Consider the following 23,739-nt stretch of genomic DNA (forward strand, 5'->3'; position numbering starts at 1 on the left):
GGGATGCGGTACTGCTCGGGGGCGGCGGCCGGGTCGGCGTCTGTGGCCGTCGTCGGCTCGGGGCCGGTCGTCCGGTGAGCCGCGGGCGCGGGCTCGGGGGCCGCCGCAGGCTCGGTGGCGGTCGGTGGGACCGGGGCGTCCGGGCCCGTACTGGTCGCGGCGGCCAGCGCCTCGGCGAGTCCGCCGAGCTCCACGTGCACCACGGCCACCGGCTTCGCCGGGCACCCTGCCGCCGCGGCCCGCAGCTCCGTGGCCAGCGTCTCGGGGTCGGTCGTGGCGCCGTCCTCCCCCACCCACGGGATCGCGTTGACGATCACCGCGTCGCAGCCGCCGTCCGACAGCGCCTCGGCGAGTGCGGTGCGGAAGTCCGCCGGGGTGGCCCCGGTCGTGAGGTCGCGCGGCCGCAGCGGCCGCAGTCCGTCGGCGACGCACGCGTCGTACGTGAGGAGGCCGAGGGACTCGGAGTTCCCGAGGATGCCCACCCGGGGCCCGGACGGCAGCGGCTGCCCGGCGAGCAGCAGCCCCGCGTCGACCATCTCCGTGACGGTGTCGACGCGGATCACGCCCGCCTGCCGCAGCAGCGCCGAGACCGTCGCGTGCGGCAGCCGGGTCGCCTGCACGGCGTGGCCGGTCGGCGTGATGCCGCTGTGCCGGGCGCCCTGGACGACGACCAGCGGCTTGGCGGTCGCCGAACGCCGCGCTAGGCGGGTGAACTTGCGCGGGTTGCCGATCGTCTCCAGGTACATCAGCGTGACGTCGGTGTCCGGGTCCTCGAACCAGTACTGGAGGAGGTCGTTGCCGGACACGTCCGCGCGGTTGCCCGATCCGACGAACGTGGACAGTCCCGCGCCCCGCCGGTGCAGGCCGGACAGCAGGGCGATGCCGATCGCGCCGGACTGGGTGAACAGACCGATCCGCCCCCGCGCGGGCGACTGCGGGGCGAGCGAGGCGTTGAGCCGCGTCTCCGGAGAGGTGTTGATGACGCCGAAGGCGTTGGGGCCGATGATGCGCATCCCGTAGGACCGGGCCTGGCGCACCAGTTCGCGCTGCCGCTCGCGCCCCTCGTCACCGCTCTCGCCGTACCCCGCGGACAGCACCACGAGGCCGCGCACCCCGCGCTCCCCGCACTCGGCGACCGCCTGGGGGACGCGATCGGCGGGCACGGCGATCACCGCGAGGTCCACGGGCTCCTCGATGGCCGTGACGGAGCGGTGCGCGGGCACCCCGTCGATGTCGGCGCCCTTGCCCTCTTCGCCGTACTCCTCGTAGGCACTGTTCACCGCGTACAGGCGTCCGGTGAAACCGGACTCCCGGAGGTTGCTCAGCACGCTGCGGCCCACCCCGCCGGGGGCCCGGCCCACCCCGATCACCGCGACCGAGCCCGGCGTGAGGAGCCGCTGCACGGACCGCCCCTCGGCGCGCTGTTCGCGGGCGCGCTGCACGGCGAGCGAGCGGTCGGTGGGCTCCAGGTCGAATTCGAGGCGGACGACACCGTCCTCGAAGCTGCGCTTCTGCTGGTAGCCCGCGTCGGTGAACACCTTGATCATCTTGCTGTTGGCGGGCAGCACCTCGGCGGCGAAGCGGCGGATGCCGCGCTCCCTGGCGACGGCCGCGATGTGTTCCAGGAGCGTGGAGGCGACGCCCCTGCCCTGGTGGGCGTCCTGCACGAGGAAGGCGACCTCGGCCTCGTCGGCGGGCGCGCTGGCGGCCATGCCGCGCTCGTCGATGCGGTCGTAGCGCACGGTGGCGATGAACTCGCCGCCCACGGTGGCCGCGAGTCCCACCCGGTCCACCTGGTCGTGGTGGGTGAAGCGGTGCACGTCCTTGGCGGACAGCCGGGGGTAGGGCGCGAAGAAGCGGTAGTACTTCGACTCGTCCGAGACCTGTTCGTAGAAGCTGACCAGGCGGTCCGCGTCCTCGGCCGTGATGGGCCTGATGCGGGCGGTGCCTCCGTCGCGCAGCACCACGTCGGCTTCCCAGTGCGACGGGTAGTCGTGCCGATCCTGCTGATCCGACGGGGTCTGCATGGGGCCAGGGTACGGGTCGCGCGGCCGCCCGGGCCGGGGCAGGCTAGGACGGGTCGAACGGCGCCCCGGGCCGGGACCTCCGTCCGGCAGAGCACCCACGACGGCATGAGACACTGGTCTAGACAAGTGTGAGACACCTGGAAGGGCAGCAACACATGGCTGAGCGCCGCGTCAACGTCGGCTGGGCCGAGGGCCTTCACGCCCGACCCGCCTCCATCTTCGTCCGCGCGGCCACGGCCGCCGGCGTCCCCGTGACGATCGCCAAGGCCGACGGCAACCCGGTCAACGCCGCTTCGATGCTCGCGGTGCTCGGTCTGGGCGCCCAGGGCGGCGAAGAGATCGTGCTCGCCTCCGACGCCGAGGGTGCCGACGCCGCCCTCGACCGTCTGGCGAAGCTGGTCGCCGAGGGGCTCGAAGAGCTTCCGGAGACGGTCTAGGACACGTTCCCGGCATTACGTCAATGGGGTCACCCGGAATTCCGGGTGACCCCATTGACGTATGCGCTCGACATTTCATGCACGCCGTCGAGCCCCACGGAATTTCCACTAATTGATCGCGAGACGATCCTTCATCGCCGGGCGACGCCCTCATCGGGGGGACGACGCCTCTCTGCATACGACTTGTATACGGCGCCTCCGTTAATTCCGGAGACTCACCGTGTTTACGGGATGTTGCGAATCCCTCACGCGGCCGCCCCGGCGCGCGGGGCGCAACCGGTGGGCCGTGCGCGCCCGCTCGACGTGCGCCGCGGTGAGCGTCCTCGCCCGTTCCGCGTCCCGGCGGGCGACCGCGTCGGCGATCGCCGCGTGCTCGGACCAGGAATCGTCCGACGCCGCCGAGGGCTCGACGACGTACATCCAGGCGATCTTGTGCCGGAGCGGGGTGAGCAGCGCCGTGAGGCCCGGGCTGCCGGACGCCTGGGCGAGCGTCTCGTGGAACCAGCCGCCCAACGAGCGCAGATCCTCCCCACGGCCGCTCCTGGAGCGCTCCTGGCCCAGCCTGACGAGTCCGCGCAGGACCTTCAGGTGCGCCTCCGTGCGGCGCTGCGCGGCGCGTGCCGCCGCGAGCGGCTCGAGGAGCGTGCGGACCTCCAGGAGGTCCGCGGCCTCCTGTTCCGTCGGCTCGGCGACGCACGCACCCGCGTGCCTGCGGGTGACGACGAAGCCCTCGGCCTCCAGCGTGCGCAGGGCCTCGCGCACCGGGACGCGGGAGACGCCGTAGCGCCGCGCGAGGAGTTCCTCGGTCAGCCTGCCGCCCCTCTCATGTACACCGGCGACTATGTCGTCCCGAATGGCCGTGCATACCGAGTGCGCGGGAACGCGCATGACCGGACCTCCGCCTTAATCCCCGCGACACGCGGTCGACCGACGCTCGTTCCGTGACTCTATTGCAGAGCGCCGGAATTTCCGACGGCGGGCCGAAATCCATGGATATCTTTTGGCCAAGAACGCCGAAAGCCCCGGCTCGGGAGGAGCCGGGGCTTTCGGTGAAGTCCGCGGGGTCGTCCGCGTCGGTCGTCCGTCTCGGATCAGACGTTGACGCCGTGCGAGCGCAGGTACGAGACCGGGTCGATGTCCGAGCCGTACTGCTCGCCGGTGCGGGCCTCGAAGTGGAGGTGCGGGCCGCTGGAGTTGCCGGTGGAACCGGAGAGACCGATCTGCTGGCCCGGGGTGACCGTCTGGCCGACGGTGACGCTGAGGGACGACATGTGGCCGTACTGGGTGTACGTGCCGTCGTTCATCTTGATGACCACGTTGTTGCCGTAGGCGCCGCCCCAGCCGGCCTCGACGACGGTGCCGGAGCCGACCGCGTGGACCGTGGTGCCGGACGCGGCGTGGAAGTCGACACCCGTGTGGCTGCCGGAGGACCACATGGCGCCGCCGGTCTGGTAGCCCGTGGAGACGTACGAGCCGGAGATCGGGGAGACGTAGGTGTTCAGGCGCTTGCGCTCGGCCTCGCGGGCGGCGCGCTCCTTGGCCTCGCGCTCCTTCTTGGCCTTCGCCTTGGCCTCGGCCTCGGCCTTGCGCTTCTCCTCGGCGGCCTTCTTCTTGGCTGCCTCTTCGGCCTTCTTGGCGGCAGCGGCGTCGTCGGCGGCCTGGCGCTGCGCGGCGGCCTGCGCGTCGACGCTCTCGGCGAGCGAGTCGCCGACGGATATCGCCTGGGTGAGACCGGTGTGCTCCACGGCCGCTTCGTCGGCGGCGGCGAGCGCGGGGGCGGCAAGGCCTCCGATGACACCGGTGGTGGTGAGCGCCGCGACACCTGCGACGTTCGCGGTGGTCCGCGTGATGCGACTCGGACGACGGTGCTTCCCGGTGGCACGGGTGAACGCCATGTGGCGGGTGTTCCTTTCCTTCCCTCTCGCCTACCGGGTTAGCTGACGGGTTCGGAGCAGGAAGGTCTCCTACGGGCCCCTCGCCTCGCGGCAAGGTGCCCGATTCACCCCAGGGGACATGTGGGTCCCCGGCTCCCCTGGCTCGCGCCGTACGGGGACTCGGCGATGACTGTCCGGTGCCGCGGATGCGGCGTACTGCGCGACGAACAGCCGGGTCGACGCTAAACGGGGCGTCTTTCAATCGACAAACAGAACGCGACTTTTGTAGCGCACGCCACACGGCAGACAGGCAACCTCCGTATGAATCCGGACATATGAGGACCCCGGTGGCCGAAGCGGTCACCGGGGTCCCGACATGTCCTGACTGTGGCTCAGCGCCGACGCCACCCGTCACTCAGCCGGTGACGACACTCACTTCACCGATCCCGAGCGCCCTGACGGGCTCCTCGATCTGCGCGGCGTCCCCGACGAGGACCGTCACCAGGCGGTCCTCCGGGAAGGCGTTCACGACGGCAGCAGTGGCCTCCACGGTGCCGGTGGCGGCCAGCTGTCGGTACAGCTGCGCCTGGAAGTCGTCCGGCAGGTTCTGCTCGACCTGGTCGGCGAGGGTGGCCGCTACGGAGGCGGCCATCTCGTACTTGAGCGGGGCCACGCCCACCAGGTTCTGCACCGCCACGTCGCGCTCGGCGTCGGTGAGCCCCTCGGCGGCCAGGGTCCGCAGCACCTTCCAGAGGTCGTCCAGCGCCGGGCCCGTGTTCGGGGTGTCCACGGAGCCGCTGATGGCGAGCATCGCGGCGCCCGTCCCGTCCGGGGCGGAGCGCAGCACTTGGCCGAACGCCCTTACGCCGTAGGTGTATCCCTTCTCCTCGCGCAGGACACGGTCCAGGCGGGAGGTGAGGGTGCCGCCCAGGCAGTACGTGCCGAGGACCTGGGCGGGCCACACGCGGTCGTGCCGGTCGGCGCCGACCCGGCCGATCAGCAGCTGCGTCTGGACCGCTCCGGGGCGGTCCACGATGACGACGCGGCCGCGGTCGTCGGCGGTCACCGGCGGCACGGGGCGCGACTCGCCCGCGGAGCCGGTCCAGGCGCCGACGGTGTCCGCGAGGACGGCGTCCAGGTCGGTGCCCACCAGGTCGCCGACCACGACCAGGGTGGCCGTCGCGGGGCGGACGAACTTCTCGTAGAAGGCACGCACCGCCGCCGAGTCGATGGCCGTGACCGTCTCCTCGGTGCCCTGCCGCGGGCGCGACATGCGCGAGGTCGGCGGGAAGAGCTGCCTGGAGAGCTCCTTGGCGGCGCGGCGCGCCGGGTTGGCGGCCTCGTGCGGGATCTCGTCCAGGCGGTTGCGTACGAGCCGTTCGATCTCGCTGTCCGCGAAGGCGGGGGCCCGCAGGGCGTCGGCGAGCAGGCCGAGCGCCTTCGGGAGCCGGGAGACCGGGACCTCCAGGGAGACCCGCACGCCCGGGTGGTCGGCGTGCGCGTCGAGCGTCGCGCCGCAGCGGTCGAGCTCGGCGGCGAACTCCTCCGCGGAGTGCTTGTCGGTGCCTTCGTTGAAGGCACGCGCCATGATGGTGGCGACGCCGTCCAGGCCCTCCGGCTCCGCGTCCAGGGGCGCTTCGAGGTGGATCTCGACGGCGACGACCTGCTGGCCGGGGCGGTTGCAGCGCAGGACGGTGAGGCCGTTGGGCAGCGTGCCGCGCTCGGGGGCCGGGAAGGCCCAGGGCTTGGCCGTACCTGCCTGGGGCTGGGGGTGGAACTGCATCGTCGCGGCCTCGGTCACTTCGCCGCCTCCTCTTCTTCCTCGGCGTCGTCCGCGGCCTCCTCGGCCCCTTCCACGGGCTCGTACACGAGCACCGCGCGGTTGTCCGGGCGCAGGCGGGCCGCTGCGACCTCCTGGACCTCTTCCGCGGTGATGTCGAGGACGCGCTGGACGGCCGTGAGGGCGAGCTGCGGGTCGCCGAACAGGACCGCGAACCTGCACAGTTCGTCGGCGCGGCCCGCGACCGTGCCGAGCCGGTCGAGCCACTCGCGCTCCAGCTGGGCCTGGGCGCGCTCCATCTCCTCCGGAGTGGGGCCTTCCGCCGCGAAGCGGGCCAGCTCCTCGTCAACGGCGGCCTCGATGACGGGCACCTCGACGTCGCCCGACGTCTTCACGTCGAGCCAGCCGAGCGAGGGCGCCCCCGCGAGGCGCAGCAGACCGAAGCCCGCGGCGACCGCGGTGCGGTCCCTGCGCACGAGCCGGTTGTAGAGCCGGGAGGACTCGCCGCTGCCGAGCACGGTGAGGGCGAGGTCGGCCGCGTCGCACGCGCGCGTGCCGTCCTCCGGGAGGCGGTAGGCGGCCATCAGGGCGCGGGCCGGGACCTCCTCCTCGATGACCTCGCGCAGCTCCTTGCCGATGCGCTCGGGCAGCGAGCCGTCGCGCGGCGGCTGCTTGCCGTCGTGCCCGGGGATCGATCCGAAGTACTTCTCGACCCAGGCCAGCGTCTGCTCCGGGTCGATGTCGCCGACGACCGAGATGACCGCGTTGTTGGGCGCGTAGTACGTCCGGAAGAACGCGCGCGCATCCTCCAGGGTGGCCGCGTCCAGGTCGGCCATGGAGCCGATCGGCGTGTGGTGGTAGGGGTGGCCCTCCGGGTACGAGAGGGCGGTCAGCTTTTCGAACGCCGTGCCGTACGGAACGTTGTCGTAGCGCTGGCGGCGCTCGTTCTTGACGACGTCGCGCTGGTTCTCCATCGACTCGTCGTCGAGCGCGGAGAGCAGCGAGCCCATCCGGTCGGCCTCGAGCCAGAGGGCCAGCTCCAACTGGTGGGCGGGCATGGTCTCGAAATAGTTGGTGCGCTCGAAGCTCGTCGTGCCGTTGAGCGAACCGCCCGCTCCCTGGACCAGCTCGAAGTGGCCATTGCCGTGCACCTGCTTCGAACCCTGGAACATCAGGTGCTCGAAGAGGTGAGCAAGGCCGGTACGCCCCTTGACCTCGTGGCGCGAGCCGACGTCGTACCAGAGGCAGACCGCGGCGACCGGGGTCAGGTGGTCCTCGGAGAGCACCACGCGCAGGCCGTTGGCCAGCCGGTGCTCGGTCGCTGTCAGGCCGCCGGAGCCGGCCTCGGCTGTGGCCGTGTGACCCATGGGCATGTACGTCCCTTCGATCGCTGGATCATCGCTGGATCAGAACAATTGCTGCCAGTCCTGCCACTGTATGCAAGCGTGTCAGCACCTGACGAAGTTCCCGCTCCGCCCTCGGCGTAGTCGCGTGCGACACCGCCGGTGCACGGGTCGTGGTCGGCGTTGTCAGTGGGACAGTCCACAATGGTCGGCGTCAGAACCCGCACTTGCTTGGTGAAGGAGCCGCAGCAGCGATGGCCCGCCGCAGCACGAAGACCCCGCCGCCCGACGAGTCGTACGAGGAGAAGATCCTCGACATCGACGTCGTCGACGAGATGCAGGGCTCCTTCCTCGAGTACGCGTATTCGGTCATCTACTCCCGCGCCCTGCCGGACGCCCGCGACGGCATGAAGCCGGTGCACCGCAGGATCGTGTACCAGATGAACGAGATGGGCCTGCGCCCCGACCGCGGCTATGTGAAGTGTGCCCGTGTCGTCGGCGAGGTCATGGGTAAGTTGCACCCGCACGGCGACGCGTCGATCTACGACGCGTTGGTGCGCATGGCCCAGCCCTTCTCGATGCGCCTCCCGCTGGTGGACGGCCACGGCAACTTCGGTTCGCTCGGCAACGACGACCCGCCGGCCGCCATGCGGTACACCGAGTGCAAGATGGCCGACGCCACCTCCCTGATGACGGAGTCGATCGACGAGAACACCGTCGACTTCGAGCCGAACTACGACGGCCAGGAGATGGAGCCGTCCGCCCTCCCGGCGGCATATCCGAACCTCCTGGTCAACGGCGCGTCGGGCATCGCCGTCGGCATGGCGACGAACATGCCGCCGCACAACCTCGGCGAGGTCATCGCCGCCGCCCGCCACCTCATCAAGCACCCGGGGGCGGACCTCGAGACGCTGATGAAGTACGTGCCGGGTCCGGACCTGCCCACGGGCGGCCGGATCGTCGGGCTGAACGGCATCAAGGATGCGTACGAATCGGGCCGCGGCACCTTCAAGACCCGCGCGACGGTCTCCGTGGAGAACGTGACGGCGCGCCGCAAGGGCCTCGTCGTCACGGAACTGCCCTTCACCGTCGGCCCCGAGAAGGTCATCTCCAAGATCAAGGACCTGGTCGGCTCGAAGAAGCTGCAGGGCATCGCCGACGTCAAGGACCTCACCGACCGTGCGCACGGCCTGCGCCTGGTCATCGAGATCAAGAACGGCTTCGTCCCCGAGGCCGTCCTGGAGCAGCTCTACAAACTGACGCCGATGGAGGAGTCCTTCGGCATCAACAACGTGGCGCTGGTGGACGGCCAGCCCCTCACCCTCGGCCTCAAGGAGCTCCTGGAGGTCTATCTCGACCACCGGTTCACCGTGGTGCGCCGCCGCAGCGAGTTCCGCCGCGGCAAGAAGCGCGACCGCCTGCACCTGGTCGAGGGCCTCCTGGTGGCCCTCCTGGACATCGACGAGGTCATCCGCCTCATCCGCTCCAGCGAGAACTCCGCGCAGGCCAAGGAGCGCCTGATCGAGCGCTTCTCGCTCAGCGACGTCCAGACGCAGTACATCCTGGACACGCCGCTGCGCCGGCTCACCAAGTTCGACCGCATCGAGCTGGAGTCCGAGCGCGACAAGCTCAACGGCGAGATCGACGAGCTGACCGGCATCCTGGAGTCGGACGCGGAGCTGCGCAAGCTGGTCTCCGCGGAACTGGCCGCCGTCGCCAAGAAGTTCGGCACCGACCGGCGCACGGTGCTCCTGGAGTCCTCCGGCGCCCCGGCCGCCGCCCCGATCTCGCTGCAGGTGGCCGACGACCCGTGCCGGGTCCTGCTGTCGTCGACGGGCCTGCTGGCCCGCACGGCCAACGGCGAGCCGTTCGCCGAGAGCGACACCAAGCGCGTGAAGCACGACGTGATCGTCTCGGCGGTGCCGGCGACCGCGCGCGGCGAGGTGGGTGCGGTCACGTCCGACGGGCGGCTGTTGCGCCTCTCCGTAGTGGACCTTCCGCAGCTGCCGGAGACGGCGAGCGCGCCCAACCTCTCCGGAGGGGCGCCCGTCTCGGAGCTGCTGTCCCTGGAGAAGGACGAGAAGCTGATCTGCCTGATGACGCTCGACGAGTCCTCACCGGGCCTCGCGCTCGGCACCGAGCAGGGCGTCGTCAAGCGCGTGGTCCCCGACTATCCCTCCCACAAGGAGGAGTTGGAGGTCATCACGCTCAAGGACGGCGACCGGATCGTCGGCGCGGCCGAGCTGCGCACCGGCGAGGAGGACCTCGTCTTCATCACGGACGACGCCCAGCTCCTGCGCTACCAGGCGTCGCAGGTCCGCCCGCAGGGCCGTCCGGCGGGCGGCATGGCGGGCGTCAAGCTCGCCGACGGGGCGAAGGTCATCTCCTTCGCCGCGGTGGACCCGGCGGCGGACGCGGTCGTCTTCACGGTGGCGGGTTCGCGCGGCACCCTCGACGACTCGGTGCAGACGACGGCCAAGCTCACCCCCTTCGACCAGTACCCGCGCAAGGGGCGTGCCACGGGTGGCGTGCGCGTCCAGCGGTTCCTGAAGGGCGAGGACTGCCTGAGCTTCGCCTGGGCGGGGCCGACGCCGCCGCACGCGGCCCAGCGCAACGGCACGCCGGCCGAGCTGCCGGAGATGGATCCGCGCCGCGACGGTTCGGGCGTCTCGCTCAAGAAGCCGGTGGCGGCGGTGGCGGGACCCGCGTAGTCGCGGGACCCGGGGCCGTCGCGGCTTCGGCTACTCCATGCGGGAGCCGGACTCCTCGTCCGGCTCCCGGACGTACCTCAGTACGCCCCACATGCCCTGCTCGTCGGCCTGTGGGGCGTACTCACGGCAGGCCTCCAACTCCTTCTCCAGAGTCGATACGTCGACACCCGAGCCGATGAGCACGAGCTGGGTCAGCCGCGGCTCGCCCGGAGCCCACGGCTCCGGGTAGAAGCGCAGGAACCGCCCCACGGCGTGCACCTCGTACCGGTTCCGCGGATCGGCGGCACCGAAATCGACGTACCCCTTGATGCGGTAGAGCCCCTCGGGCCGGCTGTCGAGCAGGGCCATCAAAGGACGCGGCCCCATGGGCGCTTCGGAGGTGAAGGCGAGGCTTTCGTAGGCGGCGTGCAGGTGGTCGTGGTGTGCGCAGCGGCCGTCCGCGCAGGCCTCGGTCTCCGAGTGGCCGTCCTCGCCCAGAACGTGGTCGTCCTCGCGCAGATCGTCGAAGGAGAGCTGTCCCACCCGCTCCCCCACGGGCGCGCGGTCGAAGAACAGCTCCACGTCGACACGGCCGTAGGAGGCGGCGACGACGGCCGCGCGTCCGGCGAGCCCGCGGACGGCCCGCACGACGCGCTCGCGCTCCTCGGCGGGCACCCGGTCGGCCTTGTTGACCACGACGAGGTCGGCGATGCCGAGGTGCCGGTCCACCTCGGGGTGGCGCTCCCTGGTGGCATCGAACTCGGCGGCGTCCACCACCTCGACGAGCCCCCCGTACACGATGTGCGGGTTCTCGCTGGCCAGCAGCATCTTCACGAGCTCCTGCGGCTCGGCGAGCCCGCTCGCCTCGATGACGATGACGTCGATCCCGGCGGCGGGCCGGGCGAGCCGCTCCAGGTACTCGTCCAGCTCACTGGCGTCCACGGCACAGCACAGACAGCCGTTGCCGAGGGAGACGGTCGAGTCGCCGAGCTGCCCGGCGACCGACATGGCATCGATCTCGATCGAACCGAAATCGTTGACGATCGCCCCGATCCGGCTGCCGCCGCTGCGGTGCAACAGATGGTTGAGCAGGGTCGTCTTGCCCGAGCCGAGGAATCCGGCGAGGACGACGACCGGGATCTGCTGCTTGTTCAACGCGGACCTCTCGTGTCGACGCTGGTACGGACCGCTGCGGATCCCGTACGACGAATGAAGACGGGGCCAGGATAGGCACGCGTAGTGGGCCCGTGGAGTGAACGATTGTTAGCGGCGCTCGCGGGGCACACGTTAGGCACGGCGCAGGGATGTCGGGCCACCACTTCCTTCCGTGCGCCTCCTCTCCGCCTCCCCGCCGATCAGAGCCGCTCGGCACCCTGGGAGACGGCAAGCGCACCGCCCACCGCTCGCCGGTCTGCTCCCTGTCGACCCGCATCCGACGACCGGCAGACGGTCGCCCGAATCGGGGGTTGACATGTTCACAAAGATGCACGCGGCAGAAATGCTGCGCTGCGTTGTCACAGCAGGGCTTGGCATCGCCGCGGGGGCCGTCGCCACCTCGGCGGCACAGCGACGCACCTTCGACGCGCTCGATGCGCGGCTCAAGTGCCTGGAACGGACAACGCAGGCCCAGCGTCACACGAATCTGACCTACCAGCAGCGCCTGCACTGGGAGTTGCTGAGCAAGGCCATGGACGACGCCGACCTCGCCGAGGTCCTCGACGCCTACGGAGAGGGCGTCTCCACCAAGCGGCAACGGCAGTACCTCTACGCCAACGCCATGTACACCAACATGGTGCTCAACTACCGCATCGGCAACTTCACCCGGGACCAGTTCTACGGTTACGCCCGCGGCATGCTCCAGAATCCGATCGTCCGGGAGTACTGGCACGCCACCCAGCCGCATCGGGCAACGCTGGACAGCACCACTGAGGAGGCCCAACTGGGCCTGATGGTCGACGACCTCCTGCATCAATTGGAGGAGGCGGACATCGACGAATGGTGGGTGGTCGGCGAGCCGCCGCCCGCCTGAGCCGCCCCCGGGGCCCACTCGCCCCGCGCGTCCGGGCGCACTTGTCCCGCACGTCGGGGCGCACTTGGCCCGCGCATCGGCACCCACTCAACCCGCACATCGGGGGGCACTTGATCCACATGAGGGACATCGGGTTCGTCTCGGAAACGAAGCCCGTAACCAAATTTGGCACCGTGGCGTTTTGCAGTGCCAGACGGTGAACGCCAGCCTTCACGCGCGCGAGATTTCACCACCACAAGAGCGCCGGTGTTCACCGCGGCTGTCTGCGAGCCCTACCTCTCCAGGTCGGTCTCCCGACGCGGCCCCAGGTCCGTCGGCCGCGAGATCAAAGGGAAACGACAGTGAGCCGAATCATCCGTCGCATCGGGGCTTCTCCTCTCTCTCGAGGCTGTGCGACAGGCCAGAACTGTCCCGACATCTTCGAGCTGTCCGACGGAAGTTTCGCTGTCATCGGAACCGACGCCACAGCAAAGCTGGACGCCGACCTCCCTGCTGACGCCTCGCGCGCCGACTACGAGCGCATCGTCACGATCTCGCGCGAGACCCTCATCCGGGCCAAGGCGGATATCCCGGACGCCTGACGGCTCAGGCAGCACGCACAGCAGTCGTAGCAGCCACAGCAGTCGCACTCGTCCACACCAGGGCGCCGACGCCCGTACGCGTCGGCGCCCTGGTGCCGTCCGGATCAGTCGTGCGCAGGTGTCTCCGGCGCAGGTACCGGCACCGGAGGCGCCGCCCCCACATACCGCGCGGCCGGCCGAATGATCTTCGAGTCGCGCGCCTGTTCCAGGATGTTGGCGCTCCAGCCGATCACCCGTGCCGACGCGAACGTCGGCGTGAACATCTCCCGGGGCAAGCCGCACAGTTCCATGACCACGCCCGCGTAGAACTCCACGTTCGTGTGCAGTTCGCGGCCCGGCTTCAGCTCCGCCAGGATCGCCTCGACCTGCCGTTCGACCTCGACCGCGAACTCCACCATGTCTCCGCCGAACTGCTGCGCGATGCCTCGCAGCATGCGTGAGCGTGGGTCCTCGGTGCGGTAGACGGGGTGGCCGAAGCCCATGATGCGGTCCCCCGCGAGGACCCGTTCGCGGATCCAGCCGTCGATGCGGTCGCGAGTGCCGATCGCGTCGAGCGTGTCGAGGGCCCGGCTCGGCGCGCCTCCGTGCAGCGGACCCGACAGCGCGCCGACCGCGCCGACCAGACAGGCCGCCACGTCCGCACCCGTCGAGGTGATGACCCGGGCAGTGAACGTTGACGCGTTGAACCCGTGATCAATGGTTGAGATCAAGTACTGCTCGATAGCCCGGGTGCGAGCGGCGTCCGGCTCCGAACCCGTGAGCATGTAGAGGTAGTTGGCGGCGTACGACAGGTCGTCGCGCGGCTCGACCGGGTCGAGGCCCTGACCGAGCCGGTACAGCGCGGTGAGCAGCGTCGGCACCACGGCGGACGCGGCCAGGGCGTCCGCGCGGCGCCGGTCTTCGTCGATGTCGTACACCGGGCGGAAGCCCTTCGACGCCCCGAAGAGCGAGAGGGCGGTGCGCAGCCCGGAGAGCGGGCCCGACAGCACACTGGCGCGGGCTATGGCGGGCAGCGCCTCGCGCACCTCCGCGGGCAGCCGGCGCAGTGACGCGGCCTGCGCGGCGAAGGCGGCACTCTGCTCGGCGTCGGGCAGCCCGCCGTGGAACATCAGGTGCCACACGTCCTCGAAGCCGCGGTTCTGCGCGAGCTCGACGGCCGAGTACTGGCGGTAGTGGTAGAAGCCCTCGTACCCCCTGACGTCTCCGATTTCTGTCTCGGTGACGACGACGCCCGCGAGTCCTCGTGGGACCTTCACGGGTTCCGTGGGGGCGGCAGCGGAGCCATTGATCGACATGTTCTTCCTCGACTTCCTCCCTGGACTTGATTCGACTGTCCATGCTTGACTGAGATGTTGTCAATATTGATTCAATCAATGCCCATGTGCAGGCATCGGGATGCGGATACGGTGACGCCTATGACGGATCAAGGAACCGCGCACGAAAGTCGGCGGCTCAGCACCAAGGAAGCCGCCGAACTGCTCGGCGTGAAGCCCGAGACCGTGTACGCGTACGTGAGCCGTGGCCAGCTCAGCAGCCGCCGCGGCGCGGGCTCGCGGGGCAGCACCTTCGACGCGAAGGAGGTCGAGGCGCTGGCCCGCAGGAACAGGCGGGAACCCGCGGCACCGACCACGGCCAACGAGCTCTCCGTACGCACCCGCATCACGCTCATCGACAAGGATCACTACTACTTCCGCGGTGTCGACGCCACGGAGCTCGCGCTGAACCACTCCTACGAAGAGGTCGCCGAGTGGCTGTGGACCGGCGTCCTGCGGCCCGGTGTCCGCTTCACCGCCCCCGAGGAGACGACCGCCGCCGCCCGCCGCGCCGTCGACGCACTGCCCGAGCACAGCGGCCCCACCGACCGCCTGCGCGTCGCCGCCATCTCCGCCGCGGCCGCCGACCCGCTCCGCTTCGACCTCTCCGAAGAGGCGGTGATCGGCACCGCGCGCACCCTCATCCCCACCCTCGTCACCGCACTTCCGCCGGTCCTGTCCGGCCACCGCGACGAGGGCCCGCTGGCCCGCCGCCTGTGGGCCCGGCTGACCGCCGACAAGCCCGACGAGGCCGCGCTGCACGCCCTGGACACGGCGCTCGCGCTGCTCGTCGACCACGATCTCGCCGCGTCGACGCTCGCCGTCCGTGTCGCGGCATCGGCGCGCGCCCACCCCTACGCCGCGGTGTCGGCGGGACTCGGCGTCCTGGAGGGCCCCCTGCACGGCGCGGCGAGCGGGCTCGCCCACCGCATGCTGCTCGATGTGCTCGACCGGGGCAGCGCGGCTCCCGTGGTCGCCGACGAACTCCGCGCCGGCCGTCGGATTCCCGGGCTCGGCCACCGGCTCTACCCCGGCGAGGACCCGCGCGCGCAGACGCTGTTCGCCCTCCTGGAGGTGATGCCGAAGGCCGGCCCCGCCCTCGCGGCGGCCCGCGACGTGGTGGCCACCACCGCCCGCCACACCGACTTGCGGGCCAATGTCGACCTCGCCCTGGCCGTCCTCACGGCATCCACGGGGATGCCCGCGGAAGCGGGCGAGACGGTCTTCGCGGTGGCCCGCACGGCGGGCTGGATCGCGCACGCCCTGGAGGAGTACGAGGAGCGGCCGCTGCGCATGCGCCCCAGCGGCCAGTACGTCGGTCTGCGTCCGCCCCAGCCGATGCCCGCCCCGACAGAGGCGTGAATCGCCCGAGATGAGGGGCGGGTTAGGCTCGCCTGCGTGAGTACGTGCGCGACCGCCTCGCGGGACCTGGCCGAGCCTCTCGCGGGGACCGCCGCCACCGCCAGGACATGGCTTCTGCTGGAACAGCCGGGCCCCTGGGGCGCCAAGGCCCTGACCTCCAGCCATCTGGACCCGGAGATCGGCCGCGCCCTGGAGACGGCCGCTCAGGGAACCGGCGTGCGCGTCGCCCTCATCCGCCGCCCCGGCCGCCACGCGGACTGTCACGCGCCGGCCAGGCACCAGGTGTACGTGGGGCACACGGTCCCGGGCCGCACCTGGCTGCGCGGCGCGGTGCTCGACGACCCCCGCGAGCTGCTGGACCTCGACTTCGCCGCCCTTGGCACGGGCGACCACGGCGGCTTCGGCACCCCGCACACCGACGCCCCGCTCGCGCTCGTCTGCACGAACGGCAAGCGCGACCGCTGCTGCGCCCTGCTCGGCAGGCCGCTCGCCGCCGCGCTCACCGACTCGGGGGAACAGGGCGCCTGGGAGATCACTCATCTGGGTGGTCATCGCTTCTCCCCCACCCTGCTCGTCCTGCCCTACGGATACGCGTACGGCCGGACGGAGACGATTGCCGTCAAGGAGATCCTCGACGGCGTGCGCGCGGGCCGGATCCGCACCGAGGGCTGCCGGGGCAATTCGGCCTGGGAGCGGCCCGGACAGGCCGCCGAGCTCGCCGTGCGCACGGCGACCGGCGAGGACGCGGCCGACGCCCTCAGGGTCGTCGCAACGGCCGCAACGGACGCAACGGACGGCACGGCCCCGGGCTGGGAGGTGACCGTCGCGCACGCCGACGGGCGCCGCTGGCGTGTCACCGTGGCGCAGGGGGCCTCGCTGCCGCCCCGCCCGGAGAGCTGCGGCGCCGCCCTCGCCTCACCGGCGCGGATGGACGTCGTGGCGGTGCGTGCGGTCCCGGACGGCGCCGACGGGCCCACGTACGAGATCCCCGCCACAGTCACTTCGGAGTAGCCCGCTCGCGGCCGTACCGTTCGTACACATGAGCCCGACCTCCCCTGCGCGACGCCTCCGCCTCGGCCTGCCGCGGCGCGTGTTCTCGCAGGTGCTGCTGATGCAGCTGGCCATCGCCGCCGGGGTCGCGGTCCTCGCCACCGGCCTCTTCCTGGCGCCGCTGAGCGATCAGCTCGACGACCAGGCGATGCGCCGCGCGCTCGCCATCGCGCAGACGACGGCCGCCCAGCCCAGCATCGCCGAGGACCTGTCGTCCTCCGAGCCCACGGCCGACGGGCCCGTCCAGGCGGCGGCCGAGCGGATCCGGCGGGCCAGCGGCGCCGAGTACGTGGTGATCATGAACAAGGAAGGCGTGCGCTGGTCCCACACCGACCGCGGTCAGATCGGCAAGGTCGTCTCGACGGACCCCAGCGACGCCCTCGCAGGCCGTGACGTCATGGAGATCGACAACGGCACGCTGGGCCGCTCCGCCCGCGGCAAGGTGGCGCTGCGGGCCGCGGGCGAGGACATCGTGGGCGCCGTCTCCGTAGGCATCGAGTACGACAGTGTGCGGGCCCGCCTCGTCCATTCGATCCCAGGGCTGCTCGCCTACGCGGGCGGGGCCCTGGCCGTCGGCGCGCTCGCCGCGTATCTGATCTCCCGCAGGGTGCAGCGGCAGACCCGTGACCTGGCCTTCTCGGACATCTCCGCCCTGCTCGCGGAGCGCGAGGCGATGCTGCACGGCATCCGTGAGGGCGTCGTCGCCCTGGACCGGTCCGGCCGGATCCGACTGCTCAACGACGAGGCGCAGCGCCTCCTCGGCCTCGGCACGGAGGTGATCGGGCAGCCGCTCGACGAGGCACTCGGCCCGGGGCGTACGACCGACGTGCTCGCCGGGCGGGTGACCGGAACCGATCTGCTGACCGTGCGCGGTCAGCGTGTCCTGGTCGCCAACCGCATGCCCACCGACGACGGCGGCGCGGTCGCCACCCTGCGCGACCGCACGGAGCTGGAACAGCTCGGCCGGGAGCTCGACTCCACGCGTGGCCTCATCGACGCTCTGCGCGCGCAGGACCACGAGCACGCCAACCGCATGCACACGCTCCTAGGGCTGCTCGAACTGGAGATGTACGAGGAGGCCGCGGAGTTCGTCGGCGAAGTGGCGGGCGCCCACCGGGTGACCGCCGAGCAGATCACCGAGAAGATCCACGATCCGCTGCTGGCGGCGCTGCTGGTCGGCAAGGCCACGGTCGCGGCGGAGCGGGGCGTCGCGCTCTCGGTGCCGCGCGACACCGCGCTGCCGGACCGGCTCGTGGATCCGGGCGGGCTCGTCACGATCGTCGGAAACCTCGTCGACAACGCTCTCGACGCCGCCGCAGGCACCCTCCACGCGCGCGTGGAGGTCGATGTGCGCACCGAAGGCCGAACCGTGGTCCTCCAAGTGCGCGATTCCGGACCGGGCGTGCCGTCCGGACAGCGCGAGACGATCTTCACCGAGGGCTGGTCCACCAAGGAGCCGCCCGCCCACGGCCAGCGCGGCATCGGGCTCGCTCTGGTGCGTAGGCTCGCCGAGCGGCAGGGCGGCAGCGCACGCGTCGGCGAAGCACCAGAAGGTGGTGCGGCGTTCACCGTCGTCCTGCCCGAAGGGCTGACGGAGCCCACGCTCGCCGCCACGGACGAGCACGACGGCCCACGGCGCGAAGGAGCGACGATGACCCGGGTCCCGAAGGAGCCACGATGATCGACGTTCTTGTCGTGGACGACGACACCCGCGTCGCGGACGTCAATGCCGCCTACGTGGAGAAGATCCCCGGCTTCCGGGTCGCCGCGAAGGCGCACAACGCCGCCGAGGCCCTGCGCATCGTCGAGGACGTCCCCGTCGATCTGGTGCTGCTGGACCACTATCTGCCGGACGAGACGGGCCTTTTCGTCGTACGCAGCCTGCGGGAGCGGGGCCACCAGACCGACGTGATCATGGTGACCGCCGCGCGGGACGTCGCGACGGTCCAGGCGGCGATGCGCCACGGCGCGCTCCAGTACCTGGTGAAACCGTTCTCCTATGCGGGCCTTCGCGCCAAGCTCGACGCGTACGCCACGCTGCGCCGCACGCTGGACGGCGGGGGCGAGGCCGAGCAGGCCGAGGTCGACCGCATCTTCGGCGCCCTGTCGTCGACTCCCGCCCCCGAGCTGCCCAAGGGGCACTCCCCCACCACGGCGGAGCTGGTGCGGCGGGCGCTGATGGCCGCGGACGGGCCGCTCTCGGCCCAGGAGCTGGCGGACCGCACCCGGCTGAGCCGACAGACGGCACAGCGCTATCTGAAGCTCCTGGAGCGCACGGGCCGGGTCAGACTGAGTCTCAAGTACGGGGACACGGGCCGCCCCGAGCACCGCTACGAGTGGGCGGCCAGCGTCTGAGGCAGCCCCGATCCCGGGACGCCGAGCTCGGTCCGCCCGCCTGACTCACGCGGAGTCGTTGCGCCGCAAGGGAATCGTTACGCCGCACCGGCGCCGGTGAGCGATCGCACCTCCGTCTCCGCATGCTTCGCCTCGTCCGCCTGCTCGTGCGAGGTCACTGTGCCGAGCCATCCCGCGAGGAAGCCCAGCGGGATGGAGACGAGGCCGGGGTTTTCCAGTGGGAAGTACTGGAAGTCGACCCCGGGGAAGAGCGAGTGGGGCCCTCCAGAGACCACCGGCGACAGCACCACAAGCGCGAGCGCGGGCAGCAGCCCTCCGTACACCGACCACACCGCGCCCCGTGTGGTGAAGTTCCGCCAGAACAGGGAGTAGAGCAGCACCGGCAGATTGGCGGACGCCGCGACGGCGAAGGCGAGGCCCACCAGGAACGCGACGTTGAGATCGCGGGCCAGCAGCCCGAGGCCGATCGCGACCACGCCGATCCCGGCCGCGGAGAGTCGGGCGACCGCCACCTCACTGCGCGGCTTCGCGTTCCGCCGCCGCAAGGAGGCGTACAGGTCGTGGGCCACGGACGCCGACGAGGCGAGCGTGATACCGGCGACCACGGCGAGGATCGTGGCGAAGGCGATGGCGGCGACGATCGCAAAAAGAACCGTTCCGCCTGTGGAGTGCGCGCCGCCGCCCAGATCGAGCGCGAGGAGCGGAACTGCCGTGTTGCCCGCGGCATTCGACCCGCGCACCGCTTCGGGGCCCACGAGGGCGGCCGCACCGAATCCGAGCACGATCGTCATCAGATAGAAGCTGCCGATGAGACCGATGGACCAGACGACGGAGCGACGGGCGGCCCGCGCGGTCGGCACGGTGTAGAAGCGGGACAGGATGTGCGGCAGACCGGCGGTGCCGAGCACGAGCGCAAGACCGAGGCTGATGAAGTCGAGGCGCGCGGTCCAGTCTCCGCCGTACTTCAACCCGGGCGCGAGGAACCGGTCGCCGTGACCACTGCGGTCCGCCGCAGTCCGCAACAGCTGGTCGAAGTCACCGTGGAAACGCACCAGGACGAGGATGGTCAGCGCAATCGCCCCGCCCATCAGCAGGACCGCCTTCACGATCTGGATCCAGGTGGTGGCCCGCATCCCTCCCAACGACACATAGATCACCATGAGCGCGCCGACGCCGATCACCGTCCAGGCCTGCGCCGCCCCGCTCGTCCCGCCGAGCAGCAGCGCCACCAGTGAGCCCGCCCCCACCATCTGCGCCACCAGATAGAGAACGGACACGGTGACCGAGGAAGTTCCCGCCGCGATCCGCACCGGGCGCTCCCTCATGCGCGCGGCAACGACATCGCCGAGCGTGAACCGCCCGCAGTTGCGGACCAGTTCGGCCACGAGGAACAGGACGACCAGCCAGGCGACGAGGAAGCCCACCGAGTAGAGCAGCCCGTCGTAGCCGAAGAGGGCGATCACTCCGGAGATGCCGAGGAAGGAGGCGGCCGACATGTAGTCACCTGCGATGGCGAAACCGTTCTCCATGGGGGAGAAGAGCCGCCCGCCCGCGTAGAACTCCTCGGCCGAGCCGTGCCGGTTGCGACTCGCCCAGGTGGTGATGGCGAGGGTGACGGCCACGAACACCCCGAACAGCATCAGGGCCAGGGTCTGGTGATCGCCCCTCATCGCTCCGCCCCCTGTCCCCGCGCCACTTCCGGCCGCGGCGCCGCGTCCTGCTCCCGCCGCTGCTCGTCCTCCCGCTCGCGCTCCTGCTCCCGTTCCTGCTCGAAGACGGACCAGCGCAGATCGAGCGCCGCCCCATCCCGCCGCAACCGTGCATGGCGCGCATACGCCCACGTCAGCAGGAACGTCGTGAGGAACTGCCCGAGCCCAGCGACCATCGCCACGTTCACGGCGCCGGTGACGGGGCGCGCCATCAGCCCCGGCGCCGTCGTCGCGGCCACGACGTACGCCACGTACCAGGTGAAGAAGACCGCTGTGGCCGGGACGACGAACCTCCGGTACCGCCCGCGCACTTCCTGGAAGGCCGCGCCGCGCTGCACCTCCACGTAGATGTCGGCCGGGCTCGCGCTCCCCTGCCGGGCCGCGGCCCGGGGCGACACCACGGAAGCCGGGGCGCCCGTGCCGTCGAGCTCTCCCCAGCCGGTAGCGAACGCGTCGTACCAGGGGTCCCTCAGGTCGCCGGGCCGGTCCCGGCCGGAATCGGCCCGGCCCGGCCCCACATCGGGCCCGTCGTGCTTCTCCACCGAACTCTCCTTAGTCCGCAGCCCTGTTCGGCCACGTGCCCAAGGATGGACAGAACGGGAAGATCCCTGACTCTCCTCCCAGCGCTCTTCACCCCATCAGGTGAAGCCTCGTCAGGTACCGGAGCCTCGGTCCAGCTTGATGAGTCCATGTCTGTAGGCATAACGCACGGCCTGCGCGCGGTCCTTGAGGCCTGCCTTCGCGAAGAGGTTGTTGATGTGCGTCTTCACCGTCGCGGTGGAGACGTGCAAGGACCGTGCGATCTCGTGGTTCGACATCCCCTCGGCGATCAGGACGAGCACTTCGGTCTCCCGCGCGGTGAGGCCATCGGGAGGATTCGCGGCCGAGGCCGCCTCCGGCTCCGACAACCGCTCGAGGAGCCTGCGCTGGATCCGCGGGGAGAGTCCCGCATCCCCCGAGAGCACGTCCTCGACGGCCCGCACGATCTCGTCCCCGCCCGCGTCCTTGGTCAGATAGCCGCGCGCCCCCGCCTTGAGTGCCGGGAACAGCGAGTCGTCGTCGGCGTAGGTCGTGAGCACGACGACCTGCGTCTGCGGATACTCGGCGCGGATTCGGCGCGTGGCCTCCGCGCCGTCACAGCGGGGCATGCGCAGGTCCATGAGGACGACGTCCGGAGCGAGTTCGCCGACGAGGCGCACGGCCTCCTCGCCGTCCGCGCCGGCGCCCACGACCTCGATGCCGGGCAGCAGCCCCAAGAGCATCACGATTCCCTCACGCACCACGGTCTGGTCGTCGACCACGATCACCCGCGCTGGTGGCCTGCCGGTGCCCTCCGCACGTCCGGCCGGACCGACCCCCGCCGCCTTCGAGGCGCCCTCGTCCCCCGTCATCCCGGCACCCTCAGCGTCACCACGAAGCCCTCCTCACCCGGTCCCGCCTCCAGGGATCCGCCCAGCAGTTCGGCCCGCTCGCGCATCCCCAGCAGACCGTACCCGGCGCCGGAGGCGGCGAGCTCACCCGGCGTTTCCCCTCCCGAATCCCTGACGTCGAGCCGCACTTCACCCTCCCCGTACCGCAGGCACACCTGGACCTTCGCGCCCGGCGCATGCTTGCGGACGTTCGTCAGGGCCTCCTGCGCCACTCTGCGCACCGCCTGGGACGCCTCGGCGGGCAGAGGGCGCCGGTCCCCCGCCACGGTGACCGACGCACGGTCGGTCGTGACGAGCTCACGCAGGAAGTCCTCGACCGGCGTCATCTCGCCGCGCAGCGCGGACAGTGCCTGTCTCGTCTCGGCGAGCCCCTCTCTGGCCATGGACCGCGCCGCCACCACGCGGCCCAGGATCTGCTCCTTGGAGGCGTCCCCCTCGATCAGCAGCCGGGCGGCCTCCAGGTGGACGAGCTGCGCGGAGAGGCTGTGGGCGAGCACGTCGTGGATCTCGCGGGCGATGCGGGCCCGCTCGGCGAGGGCGGCCGACTCCGTCTCCGCGACACGGGCGGCGCGCTCCTGAGCCAGCAGCCGGAGGGCGCCGCCCCGGGCCTCGGCATCCAGCCGCAGGGTGTACCCGGCCAGCACCAGGCCGATCACCGTGAGCGCCGTGATCAGGGGGCTGTCACTGATGTACACGGCGTATCCGGTCATGGCCACGATTACGGAGGGGGCTGCCGCGGCGAGCGGCAGTCGCTCCAGGGCAGAGACCGCCGAGCCGCACCACAGCACCATGGCGAGCACTCGCCAGTCACCGGACTCGGCGGCGAGCGCGGCAGCCAGGAGCAGCGCCATCAGCGCCAGGGAGGGCCAGAGGCGGTGCGCGAACGAGACGCGGAAGAACGCCCATCCCGCCCCGGCGACAGCCAGGACCATGGCCACTCCGGCGACCAGCCGCCAGCCGCGGTCCTCGTGGAACGCGTCCCACAGCAGGCTCGCGAGGATCACCACGCGCAGGACTCTGACGAACCACAGCCGGGCGATGCTCATCCCTGCCCAGGTGAGCGCCTCCCGGGAGGGCCACCTCGTCCACCAGTCCCCACTCACACGGGTTCCTTCCGCGTCGGCTCGGGCGCCGCGTCGGCCATACCGTACGCCGGGCGTCCGGTTCCTGCGCGCAGTACGAGGAGACCGCTGCGGGCCAGCAGCGTGGCCGCGAGGGCCAGCATCAGGCCGGCGCTGTCCTGTCGCACGTGCAGCAGCGCGCCGATTCCGAAGAGGCCCGCCCGCAGCCCGATCCCGACGGCCCAGACGACGGCGGTGGCCTTGGTGCCCTTGCTCCACGACGTACCGTCCGGCTCGGTCCACACATGGGAGGTCCGCGCCCAGCCGACCCCCATGGCCAGACCGACGACCACTTCGATCCCCAGCAGCGCCACGGACTCGACACGGTGCTGGGGATCGAGCAGGTCGGGCTCGCGCACGGCCATGAAGATCAGCACTGCTGGTATCACCCACCAGCGCCTGTCCGTGCCGATCTCCTGCGCCTTGAACTGGCGGACGACCACCAGCACCACGACGGCGCAGATCACCAGTGCGTTGGTGAGCCCGGACATGTCAGCCTCCGTACGGCGAGCGGGGACGAGGCCGATCCGCGGAGGATCGACGCCTTCGACGCTACGGAAACTGCCTGGTCACGGCATCGGAGCGGGGGTTGAACAGAGGTGGAGCTGTGCTCTCCACCCGCGGGTGGAGAGCACAGC

At 71.1% G+C, this 23,739-nt stretch carries 20 protein-coding genes and 1 riboswitch; of the genes, 8 read left to right on the plus strand and 12 right to left on the minus strand.

Translation table 11 applies throughout. The features are described 5' to 3' along the window. A partial coding sequence (locus AOK03_RS20375; protein WP_157869016.1) for a GNAT family N-acetyltransferase occupies nt 1-2,027 on the minus strand: 2,027 nt, incomplete at its 3' end. Between the two features lie 155 nt (nt 2,028-2,182). Here AOK03_RS20375 and AOK03_RS20380 point away from each other — a divergent pair. Next, nucleotides 2,183-2,464 (plus strand): HPr family phosphocarrier protein, encoded by a 282-nt coding sequence (locus AOK03_RS20380; RefSeq protein ID WP_030021209.1) that lies wholly within the window; start codon nt 2,183-2,185, stop codon nt 2,462-2,464. Between the two features lie 201 nt (nt 2,465-2,665). On the opposite strand, the gene AOK03_RS20385 is transcribed toward AOK03_RS20380, so the two are convergent. The 4 genes from AOK03_RS20385 to AOK03_RS20400 all read right to left on the minus strand — a co-directional run bounded on the left by AOK03_RS20385 (nt 2,666) and on the right by AOK03_RS20400 (nt 7,491). Then, nucleotides 2,666-3,352 (minus strand): GntR family transcriptional regulator, encoded by a 687-nt coding sequence (locus AOK03_RS20385; protein WP_055566746.1) that lies wholly within the window; start codon nt 3,350-3,352, stop codon nt 2,666-2,668. 203 nt (nt 3,353-3,555) lie between these two features. Continuing rightward, entirely contained in the window at nt 3,556-4,359 is an 804-nt protein-coding gene (locus AOK03_RS20390; protein WP_055566747.1) for a M23 family metallopeptidase, read from the minus strand. Between the two features lie 12 nt (nt 4,360-4,371). Next, a riboswitch (cyclic di-AMP (ydaO/yuaA leader) is annotated at nt 4,372-4,534 on the minus strand. Nucleotides 4,535-4,753: 219 nt separating this feature from the next. After that, nucleotides 4,754-6,139 carry a M16 family metallopeptidase gene (locus AOK03_RS20395; RefSeq protein ID WP_055566748.1) on the minus strand — a complete coding sequence of 462 codons (1,386 nt, stop codon included), beginning with the start codon at nt 6,137-6,139 and terminating at the stop codon, nt 4,754-4,756. Beyond that, the gene (locus AOK03_RS20400; protein ID WP_055566749.1) at nt 6,136-7,491 is read right to left on the minus strand and encodes a M16 family metallopeptidase; all 1,356 of its coding nucleotides are present in this window, start codon (nt 7,489-7,491) and stop codon (nt 6,136-6,138) included. The genes AOK03_RS20395 and AOK03_RS20400 overlap by 4 nt, the downstream gene beginning before the upstream one ends. Before the next feature lie 224 nt (nt 7,492-7,715). On the opposite strand from AOK03_RS20400, the gene AOK03_RS20405 reads away from it, so the two are divergent. After that, on the plus strand, nt 7,716-10,172 hold the full coding sequence (locus AOK03_RS20405) for a DNA gyrase/topoisomerase IV subunit A (RefSeq protein WP_055566750.1): 2,457 nt from the start codon (nt 7,716-7,718) through the stop codon (nt 10,170-10,172). A 30-nt stretch (nt 10,173-10,202) separates the two neighbouring features. Here the strand turns inward: AOK03_RS20405 and AOK03_RS20410 are convergent, their stop codons facing one another. Beyond that, nucleotides 10,203-11,306, minus strand: a complete 1,104-nt coding sequence (locus AOK03_RS20410) for a CobW family GTP-binding protein (RefSeq protein ID WP_055566751.1) — start codon at nt 11,304-11,306, stop codon at nt 10,203-10,205. A gap of 328 nt (nt 11,307-11,634) precedes the next feature. Here AOK03_RS20410 and AOK03_RS20415 point away from each other — a divergent pair, with 328 nt between their 5' ends. After that, entirely contained in the window at nt 11,635-12,180 is a 546-nt protein-coding gene (locus tag AOK03_RS20415) for a DUF6082 family protein (protein ID WP_244177675.1), read from the plus strand. Between the two features lie 341 nt (nt 12,181-12,521). Continuing rightward, nucleotides 12,522-12,761, plus strand: coding sequence for a hypothetical protein (locus tag AOK03_RS20420; protein ID WP_055566753.1), 240 nt, complete (start codon nt 12,522-12,524; stop codon nt 12,759-12,761). Between the two features lie 104 nt (nt 12,762-12,865). Here the strand turns inward: AOK03_RS20420 and AOK03_RS20425 are convergent, their stop codons facing one another. Further along, nucleotides 12,866-14,056, minus strand: a complete 1,191-nt coding sequence (locus tag AOK03_RS20425) for a citrate synthase/methylcitrate synthase (protein WP_055566754.1) — start codon at nt 14,054-14,056, stop codon at nt 12,866-12,868. A 120-nt stretch (nt 14,057-14,176) separates the two neighbouring features. Between AOK03_RS20425 and AOK03_RS20430 the strand changes: the two genes are divergently transcribed. Genes AOK03_RS20430 through AOK03_RS20445 form a run of 4 tightly spaced genes read left to right on the plus strand, consistent with a single transcriptional unit; the run spans nt 14,177 to nt 18,841 of the window. Further along, complete coding sequence (locus tag AOK03_RS20430; protein ID WP_055566755.1) at nt 14,177-15,436, plus strand: citrate synthase family protein; 1,260 nt, start codon at nt 14,177-14,179, stop codon at nt 15,434-15,436. A gap of 36 nt (nt 15,437-15,472) precedes the next feature. Further along, on the plus strand, nt 15,473-16,447 hold the full coding sequence (locus AOK03_RS20435) for a sucrase ferredoxin (protein WP_055566756.1): 975 nt from the start codon (nt 15,473-15,475) through the stop codon (nt 16,445-16,447). Nucleotides 16,448-16,475: 28 nt separating this feature from the next. After that, the gene (locus AOK03_RS20440; protein ID WP_079074851.1) at nt 16,476-18,167 is read left to right on the plus strand and encodes a sensor histidine kinase; all 1,692 of its coding nucleotides are present in this window, start codon (nt 16,476-16,478) and stop codon (nt 18,165-18,167) included. Further along, on the plus strand, nt 18,164-18,841 hold the full coding sequence (locus AOK03_RS20445; RefSeq protein ID WP_055566757.1) for a response regulator: 678 nt from the start codon (nt 18,164-18,166) through the stop codon (nt 18,839-18,841). The genes AOK03_RS20440 and AOK03_RS20445 overlap by 4 nt, the downstream gene beginning before the upstream one ends. A gap of 77 nt (nt 18,842-18,918) precedes the next feature. Here AOK03_RS20445 and AOK03_RS20450 read toward each other — a convergent pair whose 3' ends face one another. The 5 genes from AOK03_RS20450 to AOK03_RS20470 form a co-directional block, all read right to left on the minus strand. After that, nucleotides 18,919-20,511 (minus strand): solute symporter family protein, encoded by a 1,593-nt coding sequence (locus tag AOK03_RS20450; protein WP_055566758.1) that lies wholly within the window; start codon nt 20,509-20,511, stop codon nt 18,919-18,921. Further along, the gene (locus AOK03_RS20455; RefSeq protein WP_055566759.1) at nt 20,508-21,092 is read right to left on the minus strand and encodes a DUF485 domain-containing protein; all 585 of its coding nucleotides are present in this window, start codon (nt 21,090-21,092) and stop codon (nt 20,508-20,510) included. Before AOK03_RS20455 ends, AOK03_RS20450 begins: the two co-directional genes overlap by 4 nt. A 111-nt stretch (nt 21,093-21,203) precedes the next feature. Continuing rightward, on the minus strand, nt 21,204-21,941 hold the full coding sequence (locus AOK03_RS20460; protein WP_079074852.1) for a response regulator transcription factor: 738 nt from the start codon (nt 21,939-21,941) through the stop codon (nt 21,204-21,206). After that, on the minus strand, nt 21,938-23,083 hold the full coding sequence (locus AOK03_RS20465; RefSeq protein WP_055566760.1) for a sensor histidine kinase: 1,146 nt from the start codon (nt 23,081-23,083) through the stop codon (nt 21,938-21,940). Before AOK03_RS20465 ends, AOK03_RS20460 begins: the two co-directional genes overlap by 4 nt. Then, nucleotides 23,080-23,592, minus strand: coding sequence for a DUF1453 family protein (locus AOK03_RS20470; protein WP_055566761.1), 513 nt, complete (start codon nt 23,590-23,592; stop codon nt 23,080-23,082). Before AOK03_RS20470 ends, AOK03_RS20465 begins: the two co-directional genes overlap by 4 nt. Nucleotides 23,593-23,739 lie beyond the last annotated feature (147 nt).

This window comes from Streptomyces atriruber (assembly GCF_001418325.1).
In the GTDB taxonomy this organism is placed as follows: domain Bacteria; phylum Actinomycetota; class Actinomycetes; order Streptomycetales; family Streptomycetaceae; genus Streptomyces; species Streptomyces atriruber.